This window comes from uncultured Caballeronia sp. (assembly GCF_964243625.1).
Lineage (GTDB): Bacteria > Pseudomonadota > Gammaproteobacteria > Burkholderiales > Burkholderiaceae > Caballeronia.
The window spans coordinates 1-8,861 of the sequence record NZ_CAXTGZ010000227.1 but is presented as its reverse complement, the minus strand read 5'-3'; the positions used below and the strand labels follow the sequence as shown (position 1 = coordinate 8,861).

At 62.6% G+C, this 8,861-nt stretch carries 8 protein-coding genes and 1 pseudogene; 6 read left to right on the top strand and 3 right to left on the bottom strand.

The window, feature by feature from the left end; genetic code table 11:
• Together fliG and fliF are read right to left on the bottom strand one after the other, a co-directional pair.
• A pseudogene (gene fliG, locus ACFFAR_RS16560) lies at positions 1-106 on the bottom strand (flagellar motor switch protein FliG); the annotation flags it as partial.
• Positions 96-1,874 carry a flagellar basal-body MS-ring/collar protein FliF gene (fliF, locus tag ACFFAR_RS16555; RefSeq protein ID WP_062000621.1) on the bottom strand — a complete coding sequence of 593 codons (1,779 nt, stop codon included), beginning with the start codon at positions 1,872-1,874 and terminating at the stop codon, positions 96-98. The pseudogene fliG and the gene fliF, both read right to left, overlap by 11 nt.
• Positions 1,875-2,221: 347 nt before the next feature.
• Here fliF and fliE point away from each other — a divergent pair, with 347 nt between their 5' ends.
• The 5 genes from fliE to ACFFAR_RS16530 all read left to right on the top strand — a co-directional run bounded on the left by fliE (position 2,222) and on the right by ACFFAR_RS16530 (position 5,305).
• On the top strand, positions 2,222-2,572 hold the full coding sequence (gene fliE, locus ACFFAR_RS16550; protein WP_062168347.1) for a flagellar hook-basal body complex protein FliE: 351 nt from the start codon (positions 2,222-2,224) through the stop codon (positions 2,570-2,572).
• A 248-nt stretch (positions 2,573-2,820) separates the two neighbouring features.
• Positions 2,821-3,234 carry a flagellar export chaperone FliS gene (fliS, locus tag ACFFAR_RS16545; protein WP_062000619.1) on the top strand — a complete coding sequence of 138 codons (414 nt, stop codon included), beginning with the start codon at positions 2,821-2,823 and terminating at the stop codon, positions 3,232-3,234.
• A 24-nt stretch (positions 3,235-3,258) separates the two neighbouring features.
• On the top strand, positions 3,259-3,588 hold the full coding sequence (locus ACFFAR_RS16540; RefSeq protein WP_062000618.1) for a flagellar protein FliT: 330 nt from the start codon (positions 3,259-3,261) through the stop codon (positions 3,586-3,588).
• A gap of 98 nt (positions 3,589-3,686) precedes the next feature.
• Positions 3,687-4,982 carry a flagellar hook-length control protein FliK gene (locus tag ACFFAR_RS16535; protein WP_174363321.1) on the top strand — a complete coding sequence of 432 codons (1,296 nt, stop codon included), beginning with the start codon at positions 3,687-3,689 and terminating at the stop codon, positions 4,980-4,982.
• On the top strand, positions 4,979-5,305 hold the full coding sequence (locus ACFFAR_RS16530) for an EscU/YscU/HrcU family type III secretion system export apparatus switch protein (RefSeq protein WP_174363322.1): 327 nt from the start codon (positions 4,979-4,981) through the stop codon (positions 5,303-5,305). The genes ACFFAR_RS16535 and ACFFAR_RS16530 overlap by 4 nt, the downstream gene beginning before the upstream one ends.
• 17 nt (positions 5,306-5,322) lie before the next feature.
• Here the strand turns inward: ACFFAR_RS16530 and ACFFAR_RS16525 are convergent, their stop codons facing one another.
• Positions 5,323-7,023 carry an isovaleryl-CoA dehydrogenase gene (locus tag ACFFAR_RS16525; RefSeq protein WP_375508144.1) on the bottom strand — a complete coding sequence of 567 codons (1,701 nt, stop codon included), beginning with the start codon at positions 7,021-7,023 and terminating at the stop codon, positions 5,323-5,325.
• A gap of 217 nt (positions 7,024-7,240) precedes the next feature.
• On the opposite strand from ACFFAR_RS16525, the gene ACFFAR_RS16520 reads away from it, so the two are divergent.
• Positions 7,241-8,861, top strand: a 1,621-nt coding sequence (locus tag ACFFAR_RS16520; RefSeq protein ID WP_174363324.1) for an OmpA family protein, incomplete at its 3' end; no start/stop codon positions are given.

Below are 8,861 nucleotides of genomic sequence, written 5' to 3'. Positions count from 1 at the left end.
TCTTCTGCACCTCGCGTGGTCCGAGGTACTTGAACACTTCCGCCGCTTCCGATTCACCAATCGACATCAGCAGGAGCGCAGCTTTATTGAGGCCTTCAGCGTTCATCGGACACCCAGTTCTTGACGACCGTCGCGACGATTCTCGGATCCTGGCGCGCGATCATCCGCGCGTAGTCGAGATTGCGTTCGAACTTGGCCTTGTTGCTTTCGTTGCCGAGCAAGCTGACTTCGGCATCCTTGTCTTCATCTACTGCGGACTTCGGCATGGACGGACCATCGAGCAGCGACAGTTCATCCGGCGCGCCGAGTGCGGGCGGCGGGGGCGGCGGCGGGAAGGCGCGGCGCAGCGCCGGCTTCACCATCGTGAAATACAGGAACATCGCCACCAGCCCGATACCCGCGTACTTCGCCAACTGGATGCCGCGGGCGATCATGTCCGGCGTGCGCCACCAGGGGATGTCGGGGATCACGTTCGTATCGACCAGGAACGTGCTGTTCACCACGTTGACCGAGTCGCCGCGTTTTTCGTCGTAGCCCATCGCGTCCTTCACGAGTTGCTGGACTTGCGCGAGCTTGTCGGCGGGCAGCGGTTGCATCGTGACGATGCCTTTCGCGTCCACTTGCTTCTGGTAGTTCACGACCACGGCGACCGAGAGGCGCTTGATGCCGCCCATCGGCTGCTCGTAGTGGCGCACCGTCCGGTCGACTTCGTAATTGGTCGTGGTGTCCTTGCGCACGTTCACCGGCTGCGTCTTTGCGCCGTCGGCGCCGCTCGCGGCTGCGTCGACAGGCGCCGACGCCGCTGCCGGCGGCTGGTTCGACAATGCGCCCGGCACGCCGCCAACGCTCGCGCCGCCGCCGTCCTTGGATTCGCTCGATTGCTGGCTGCGGATCGCCGTGTTCTGCGGATTCGCGTTCGGACCGTAGCTTTCGGCGGTCTGCTCGAGCTTCGAAAAGTCGATATCCGCGCTCACCTGCGAATGGGCGTTGCCTGCACCGAACAGCGGCGCCAGGATTGCATCGATACGCGATTGCGTATTGCGCTCGATCTGCTGGACGTACTTGAGTTGCGAGGCGTCCAGCCCGTTCGGCCCGCTGCTTTGCTGCGTCAGGAGGTTGCCATCCTGGTCGACGATGGTCACATTCTTCACCGGCATGTCCGCCACGCCCGAGCTGACCATGTGCTGGATAGCGAGGGTTTGCGCTTCGTCGAGCGCGCGGCCGGGATACAGGTTCAACATGACGGACGCGGTCGGCAATTCCTTTTCGCGCACGAACACGGTCGGCTTCGGAATCGCGAGGTGCACCCGGGCTTCGCGAACCGACGATATCGACGCGATGGTCTTTTCCAGCTCGCCTTCGAGCGCCCGCTGATAGTTGACCTGCTCGGCGAACTGGCTGATGCCGAACTTCTGGTTGTCCATCAATTCAAAGCCGACCGAGCCGTTCTTCGGCAATCCCTGCGATGCCAGCCGCAACCGCGTTTCGTGCACGGCTTCGCTCGGCACGAGGATCGCGCCGCCCGATTCGGCGATCTTGTAGGGGATGTTCCCTTGCTGCAGCGCGGCGACGATCGCTCCGCCGTCACGATCCGACAGGTTGCTGAACAGCACCCGGTAGTCCGGCTGGCGCGACCACATCACCAGTCCGGCGATCACCATGGCGAGCACCGCCACGGCGATGATCAACGGCATGCGCGGGTTGTTGCGGAACTGGTTGAGCATCGGCATGCGGCCGCCGAGGTTGCCGCTGAAGTCCGAACTGCCGGCAAATCCCGCGCCGCCCGAACCTGCCGCGATCGATCCGGCCGCCGGCTGCGCGCCGGCCAGACCCATGCGGGCGTCCGGGTTGATCAGGTTATTGGTGGAATCCATGCGTCGAAGCTCTCCGAATCTTGCGTTTTCCGCGAAGTGTCCGGTTAAAGCCGGGCGCAGTCGCAGACTCTTTCATGAGAGGAATTATCCGTAAGGGCGAGTAAGTCGATTGAGCGAACAGAAGCCGCTTTTGGCGCTCTTTCCCGGCTTTGCAAAACCACGCCGCTGCTAGACTTTTTCGTAATCGGTCAGGCCGTATGGCGAACCGCCCAGGCTCCGGCGCAGACGCCAGCCTCAGGCCCGGGACAGGCCCCGGTTCGATATGTCCCAGCAGCACCGCCCACCATACGTTGCCGCCGGTTACCTTATTTTTGAGAGTTTGATTTCCGCTTCCTTCTGGAGACACCATGAATGCATCCATCAGCCCGCTGAGTTCGGCGCTCCAGCAACTCCAGTCCATGGCCACGCAGGCCGCCGGGGGCGCGGGCAATGTTGCGGGCGGCGCTGTCGTGCCTGAATCGGGGGCGGCGAGCGCGGGAAGTTTTGCGGATGCGCTGAAATCGTCCATCGATAACATCAGCAGCTCGCAGAAAAGCGCCATGAGCGAAGCGCACGCGTTCGAAATCGGTGCGCCGAACGTATCGCTCAACGACGTCATGGTCGACATGCAGAAAGCCAACGTGGGCTTGCAGTTCGGCCTGCAGGTGCGCAACAAGCTGGTGTCCGCGTACAACGACATCATGAATATTTCCGTCTGAGCCGGGGCGCGCAGCCCGCTTCATGGATAACCGCGCCATCGGCATCTGGACGCTTGCTCGCGGCCATTGCACTTTCCGGAACCCGTTGTGACGCAAAGCCTTCCTAAAGCTTTCGCCGCTTTCTCCGATAACCCAAGTACAGCTCGGCAAACAGTCAGACGAATCGAAGGTCTTGATCGTAATGCCGGCATCGGTTCATTACGGTTTTCGCGATCGAGCGTGCGGAAATCGAATCAGGAGAAAGTCGGATGTTTTCCCAGGGACATGCGGGAGCCAACGCGTACGCACGCGTCGGCGTGCAAACCGGAGTAATGGGCGCCAGTCCGCACAGACTCGTCGTCATGCTGTATCAGGGCGCGCGCCAGGCTGTGGCTCAGGCACGAATGCACTTGCAGCAAGGCAACATCGCGGCGCGCGGCGAAGCGATCACGAAGGCGATCGGCATTATCGAAAGCGGTTTGCAGCAGGCCCTGAACAAGGACGCCGGCGGGGAAATCGCGGCGCGGCTGGACGCGCTGTATACGTATATGTCGCATCGGCTGTTGACCGCGAACGTGCAGCAAAGCGAACCGATGCTGGTGGAAGTCGATGGCTTGTTGGCGACTCTGGAAGACGCCTGGATCGCAATTGCGCCCGACGCAGCAAGAATGGCTGCGGCGTGACATTGCGAAATATGTCCGCACATAATGAAAACGACACAAGAATATTTCTCTCATTACGAAGCGATTGCTGAACTTTCTGCGCGCATGCTGGCCGCGGCGCGCTGTGGAGACTGGAGTGAGTTGAAGATCATGCAGGGGGCATATCGCGAGTTGATCGACGGCTTGCGGGAAGTCGATGCCGCATCCCAGCTCGACGATACCGCCCGCGCCCGCAAGTTCGAGCTGGTGCGCCGGATTCTCGCGGACGACGCCGCCATTCGCGACCTGAGCGCACCCAGCCTTGCGCGTTTATCGGCGCTGTTCACAGTGAACAGACCCGCGCGAGTTTTGAAAAAGATGATCGGGCTGCGATAAACACGTTTTTGCAGGTCACGTGTTTGCAGCCCGCCGAAAACCGGTGGCGGACTGATCCGAGTGTCGATCGCGCTGACCGGTGACCCGAGGAAACCGGCATGCCTGGTCTGGACTCCGCGATCGCTGCGCTAATCGCCAGCCGCACTGACATGCTGTTATCGGCGCTGCTTCCGCAGGGCGGATCGAGCTCGGGGGCGACTGCGCAAACCGGCACGTCGCAACTTCTCGTCGATACCCCGCCGTTCGCCGTTCCCCTTCCGGCAAACGCAGCCAATACGCCGCCGCCGGCTTCCGCGCAGACCGCGCTCAGCGAAGTTGCGCGCACGCTGGACGCCATTTCCCGTTTCGGCGGTCAGAACACGCCGCCCATCACAAGCGATACGCCCTTATGGCCGACCGCGCCCCGGCCGGTTCTCGCCGCGAGCGCGTTTGCCACCTTGTCCGGGTCGTTGTTCTCCACGCCGGAGACAACCACCGCTTCTTCTACGACCGCGGTCAATCAAGTCGCGCCGGCCCTGCCGGTTGACGTGCTGGCGTCTGTGCTGGCAAAAACCGTGAGCGAAAGCGGGCTGTTCTACGAAAGTCATATCGTGCAGTGGCTTGCAGGACAACGTTCGCTGGCGTCGCTGAACAATGAACCGCAAGCGCGTGCGGACAACGTGACGGCGAAGCTCCCGTTCGACGTACCGCAACCGCAAACGGATATTCCGGCAGACGTCTGGATCGATGAATCCCTCCTGCCGTCCACTTTTTCCGCCGATCCGCCCGATCCGATGAACCCCGTGCGCCTCGTCCCGATGCCGCTCACGCCGCAGCAGGCCGCGGCGCTGGCGGCGTCGGTACGCGCAGTGCCGCCGAATGTGTTTTCGCCGCCGGGATCAAGATTGGCCGCCGATTCCGCGTCCGCCGCCGATGCAAATACGCATGATCCGGCTGTGCAGGCGTCGATCAACGCGGGCATCCATCCATCGACCATTCCGCTCGTGCGCCAGCAGCTCGATCTGTTTGCGACCAACCAGTTCCGCTGGTCCGGCGAAGCCTGGCCTGGCGCGAAGTTCGAGTGGGAAATCCAGCCGCGTGAGCGCGGCCCACAGGATGGCGCTGCAAATGTGCCCCTCGGCGATGACCGCGCCTGGCACACGCGCGTCACGCTGACGTTGCCGACGCTCGGCAACGTGGATGCGAACCTCGTGCTCACCGGGCAGAAGCTGCTTGTGCGACTCAACGCCAGCGCGGACGGCGCGATCCTGCTTGCCCGCGACGGCGCGCATTTCCAGCAGCAACTCGAAGCCGCCGGCCTGCAGCTCGCCGGCATCACCGTCCGCGCGATGGACCCGCTCGCCGAATCGGCCGGCGTCGTCCCGCCGGGCGACGGCGTGGAGACCGCAACGTGACGCCCGGAAACGATCCGCGCAAGCAAGCCACCGCGCTCACCTACGACACGAAAAAACCCGACGCCGCGCCCCGCGTGGTCGCGAAGGGTTATGGCCTCGTCGCCGAAATGATCGTGCAGCGCGCGAAGGACGCCGGTTTGTACGTGCACGAATCGCCGGACATGGTGTCGCTGCTGATGCAGGTCGATCTCGATGCCCGCATCCCGCCCGCGTTGTATCAGGCGGTGGCGGAACTGCTGGCATGGCTCTACAGGCTGGAAAACGGCATTGAGGAAGGACCGGCGCCGCAAGTCGCGCCGGCCGCCGGAAAGCCGAAGGGATAGGCCTGCTGTCCTGAGTGCTAGGCGGCAAACGCCCGCTCGATGACCGCCGCGAAATCAAAGCGCGCCGGCAACGTGCCGTAGACGCGATTCGTGGTGCGTTGTGCATCGCCGAGACGGGTTTCGATAAAAGCCGCCGATATTTCCTGCGGCGCGTGCTGCGCGAGCAACACACCCTGCGCCGTCAGCACGAGTTGCTGCGCGATCCGCCGCGCCGACGCCTCGCGCGCAGCCGGCTCGCCCTGAAGCATCCCGAGCAGGGTTTTCAACGCGTCGCGCAACGCCGGATATTCTTGCGCCGCCGCGCGCCACGAATCGAATAACGCGTGCGCGGCTTCGGGTTCACGCTCGATCGCCCGCAGCACGTCGAGACACATCACGTTGCCCGAGCCTTCCCAGATCGAATTCACCGGCGCTTCCCGATAAAACCGCGCCATCGGTCCCGTCTCCACATACCCGTTGCCGCCCCAGACCTCCATTGCTTCGCCGGTGAATTCGAGCGCGCGCTTGCAGACCCAGAACTTCGCGGCCGGCGTCACGATGCGCCGCCACGCGCGCTCCTCCGGCGCCGATGAATTTTCAAACGCGCCCGCGAGCCGCATGAACAGCGTGGTCGCGGCTTCCGATTCCAGTGCGAGATCGGCGAGCACGTTGCGCATCAGCGGTTGATCGGCAAGCTTTGCGCCAAACGCGCTCCTATACCGCGCGTGGTGAATCGCGTGGATCAGCGCGGCGCGCATCAACGCCGCGCTGCCGATCACGCAATCGAGCCGCGTGAAGTTCGCCATCTCGATGATCGTCGGCACCCCGCGTCCTTCGTCGCCGATCATCACGCCATAGGCGTCGAGGAATTCCACTTCGCTGCTGACGTTCGAGCGGTTGCCGAGCTTGTCCTTGAGTTGTTGAATCTGCACCGCGTTCCTGGAACCGTCCGGCGTGAAGCGCGGTACGTAAAAGCACGAAATCGAGCCTTTTTCATCGGCGCTTTCGCCGGTCCTGGCGAGCACGAGATGCGCGTCGCATTGCGGCGCGGAGAAAAACCATTTATGCCCGACCAGCCAATATTCAGCGCCTCGCCCGCCCGCGCCGAGCGCCACCGCGTGCGTCCGGTTGCTGCGCACGTCCGAGCCGCCTTGTTTTTCGGTCATGCCCATGCCGATCATCATCGATTGTTTGCCGGCATCGAGCGGGATATCGCGTGGATCGTGCTTGCGCGAAAGCAATTGCGCCTGCAGGCGCGCGTAGAGCGCGGGTTCCTTTTGCAGCACCGGGATGCTCGCGAACGTCATGGTCAGTGGACACAACGATCCGCTTTCGAGTTGCGCGTGGAGAAAATATCCGGCGGCGCGCGCAGCCATGGAACCGGGCCGCGGCTTGGCCAAAGTACCGGACTCGAACGGCATTGCGTGAAGGCCTTGTTCACGCAACATAGAAAGCAGCGTATGCCACGCGGGATGAAACTCGATCGCATCGATCCGCTCGCCGCGTGCACTGAATGGATGATGTTCGGGGGTATGCCGGTTGGCCAGATCAGCAAGGGCAAGGACGTCCGGCTGGGTCAGTGCCAAGCCGTCGCGTGTGAGTGCATCGAGATGCCAGCCCGCGCCTTCGCGTTGCAGCGCGGCAACCAGCGCCGCGTCCGTGGTCATCGCGTTGTAGCGCTCGAGCGGCGGCGCCTGGTTCGTGATTTCGTGGGTCTGGCCGCAGGTGGATGGGGTCATCGGTTACCTCCGTCGAAGCGAATATTCTGCTCCTAAAAGCCACGCGCCGGATCGACGCGCTCAAACCAAGAATTCCTGAGAACCGTCTTAAACCGTCTGCCTTGAGGTATTTCCGATTTTATTAGGAAGTCCTTATCTCTTTAAAACCCGAACCTATAATCGCCAATCCCATTTTGGGCGTTTGGCGACATCACGCAGGTAAGGAAAGGCATATCAAATGAGCATCAATGTTATTCAGCTAGTACAGGGCGCTTTGACCGAAAGCGTGTTGCAGCAACTCGCCACGAAACTGGGCGTTGCACCGGAAGCAGCAAAGCGCGTAGTCGGCATGATTGCGCCGGCAATGGTCGGTTCGCTTATGAACAAGGCGTCGTCGCCGGAAGGCGCGCGTGGTTTGTTCGCATCCATCATGTCATCGGATTCGAACGCGAACATCGTGGACATGCTGCCGCAACTCGTGCATGGCGACGGCCTGCAATCGCTGCTGGCGTCGGGAACGCGGCTCGCCACGAGCGTAGCGTCCGAAGATCGCATCAACGGATTGAGCAACGCAGTCGCTGCGAAAACCGGCGTGTCCGTGGGCGCTACGCACGCGCTGGGCGGGATTGTCACGACCGCCATGTTCGGCGTGCTGAAACACTACTTCACACGGTCCGGCGGCAACGTCGGCCAGTTGCCCACGCTGCTCGGCCATCAATTGCCCATGGTCAAGGCAAGCATGTCGGAAGACATCTCCACCGCACTGGGTCTGGGCGGCGCGGGCACCTTCCTGACAGGCGTGGCGGCGCAGTTGAAGGCGGTATCGTCGCATCTGGAACATCCTTCTACTGCAGGCGGTTCGCCGTCGGTGGTGAATTCATCGCTTGAGAAGATCGTGGTGGAAGAGAAGGCAGCATCGAAGAAATGGTGGTGGCTGGCACTCGCGGCCGCCCTTGCATTGCTGGCGTTGCTGTTTGGCCGTAGCTGCACGACCCAGCAGCCGATGGCAACCGCACCGGCCGAAGCGCCCGTAGTCAACTCGACCCCGGCAGTCGCCGCCCAGCCGGCTCCGGAACCCGCTTCGGCCCCTGCGGCTGTCGCTGCTCCGGTACCGACGAAGGACGCGCTGCTGACGTTCACGGTCGACAAGCTCGGCGCACCGGCCATTGCTGCGACGGTTGGCAGCGAAGAAGAGAAGGCCAAGCTGCTCGCCGCATTGACGGCAAAGTTCGGCGCGGATCATCTGAACGCGACCATCACGGTCGATCCGGAAACCAAGCCGGCCAGCTGGCTCGACAAGCTCGACGGCCTGTTGCCGCTGATGCAATTGCCGGGCGCGGAAGCCAAGTTGTCGGGCGAGAAGATCGAGTTGAGCGGTACGGCTGCGGACGCACGCAACGGCTGGATGGACAAGCTCAAGTCGCTGTTCGGCGCGGGCTTCACCATTGGTACGTTCGACGTCAAGCAAGCGGTTGAAAACGCGAAGGAATCGTTCATGAGCGCGTTCTCGTCGCTGAAGGACGATTGCGCCCCGGCCGATGTCGCCAAGGTGCTGAACCTGCAAGTCATCAACTTCCGTACCGGTTCGGACGTGCCGCCGCAAGACGCACAACTGGCGCTGGCGAAGTCGGCTGAGATGTTGAAGTCGTGCCAGGACACCGGCAAGACGGTCAAGCTGAACATCGGCGGTTACTCGGACAACGTCGGCCTGGCTAGCTCGAACCTGACGCTTTCGAAGAAACGTGCTGAAGCTGTGCGCGCCTTCCTGGTCAAGCACGGTGTTTCCGCCGACGCTTTGACGGCACAGGGTTATGGTGACCAGCACCCTATCGCTGACAACTCGACGGCCAGCGGACGTT

What these genes read in the sequence shown, in the direction of transcription:
- ACFFAR_RS16540 (WP_062000618.1), top strand. Translation starts at nt 3,259, where the DNA reads ATGAAAACGACACAAGAATATTTCTCTCATTACGAAGCGATTGCTGAA.
- fliE (WP_062168347.1), top strand. Translation starts at nt 2,222, where the DNA reads ATGAATGCATCCATCAGCCCGCTGAGTTCGGCGCTCCAGCAACTCCAG.
- ACFFAR_RS16535 (WP_174363321.1), top strand. Translation starts at nt 3,687, where the DNA reads ATGCCTGGTCTGGACTCCGCGATCGCTGCGCTAATCGCCAGCCGCACT.
- ACFFAR_RS16525 (WP_375508144.1), bottom strand. Translation starts at nt 7,023, where the DNA reads ATGACCCCATCCACCTGCGGCCAGACCCACGAAATCACGAACCAGGCG.
- fliS (WP_062000619.1), top strand. Translation starts at nt 2,821, where the DNA reads ATGTTTTCCCAGGGACATGCGGGAGCCAACGCGTACGCACGCGTCGGC.
- fliF (WP_062000621.1), bottom strand. Translation starts at nt 1,874, where the DNA reads ATGGATTCCACCAATAACCTGATCAACCCGGACGCCCGCATGGGTCTG.